This is a genomic window from Pseudomonas sp. CM27 (assembly GCF_013179515.1).
Lineage (GTDB): Bacteria > Pseudomonadota > Gammaproteobacteria > Pseudomonadales > Pseudomonadaceae > Aquipseudomonas.
The window spans coordinates 4,281-5,421 of sequence record NZ_JABMCN010000333.1 but is presented as its reverse complement, the minus strand read 5'-3'; the positions used below and the strand labels follow the sequence as shown (position 1 = coordinate 5,421).

Annotated in this window: 1 protein-coding gene and 1 pseudogene; both read left to right on the top strand. The window is 64.1% G+C overall.

Going from position 1 to position 1,141, the window contains the following annotated elements; translation table 11 throughout:
• Positions 1 to 543 (top strand): FHIPEP family type III secretion protein (locus HP547_RS27050; RefSeq protein WP_172288492.1); only part of this gene is annotated, 543 nt, incomplete at its 5' end.
• Between the two features lie 11 nt (positions 544 to 554).
• Positions 555 to 1,141, top strand: a pseudogene (gene flhF, locus HP547_RS27045) (flagellar biosynthesis protein FlhF); the annotation flags it as partial.

Here is a 1,141-nt window from a genome sequence, read left to right as displayed (position 1 = left end):
CCTAAACTTGCAGAAGAGCTGGTGCCCGGTGTCATTTCCTTGTCGGGCCTGCTGAAGGTGCTGCAGGCCCTGCTGTCGGAGCAGGTGCCGGTGCGCGATATCCGCAGCATTGCCGAAGCGATCGCGAACAATGCCGGCAAGAGTCAAGATACCGCCGCGCTGGTGGCGATGGTGCGCGTCGGATTGTGTCGCGCCATCGTGCAAAGCATTGTCGGTGTTGAGTCTGAGCTGCCAGTGATTACCCTGGAGCCAAGGTTGGAACAGATTTTGCTCAATAGTCTGCAAAGGGCCGGGCAGGGTCAGGAAGATGGTGTTCTTCTTGAACCTAGCATGGCCGAGAAGCTGCAACGTTCGCTGATCGAGGCGGCCCAGCGCCAGGAAATGCAGGGCCAGCCGGCCATCCTGCTGGTCGCCGGCCCGATCCGCGCCATGCTGTCGCGTTTCGGTCGCCTGGCTGTACCGAATTTGCATGTGCTGGCGTATCAGGAAATACCGGACAACAAGCAAGTCACCATCGTTGCCACCGTGGGCCCTAACGGCTGAGGTAGTGGATAATGCAAGTTAAGCGATTTTTCGCCGCCGATATGCGTCAGGCCATGAAACTGGTCCGTGATGAGCTGGGCGCCGATGCCGCGATCATTGGCAACCGCCGCATTGCCGGTGGTGTCGAACTGACGGCTGCGCTGGACTACAAGCTGTCCGCCCTGGCCCCGCGCGTGCCCAACGCCGAGCTGGAAGAAGAGCTGCGCAAGACCCACACGCGCATCGCCACTGCCCAGGCCGAGCTGGACCACCGCCAGGACAGCAGCGACAACAACCGCCAATTGTTTGCCGGGCAGTCGCTGACGGCCGCCGAACCGCTGGTCGAGCCCCACGTCGACACCCCCGAGGCGGCTGCCGCCCCGGCCGCGGCGCCAGTCGATCCGCGCCTGTTCGATGCCATGCGCTCCGAGCTGTCGGGCCTGCGCGAGCTCCTGGAAGTGCAGCTCGGCTCCCTGGCCTGGACTCAGTTGCAGGGCAGCAAGCCGCAGCAGGCCAACCTCTGGCGCCGCCTGCAGCGCATCGGCCTGTCCGGGCCGATCGCCCGTGAGCTGCTGGACCTGACCGCCGAAATCGAAGAACCACGCCAGGCCTGGCGCAT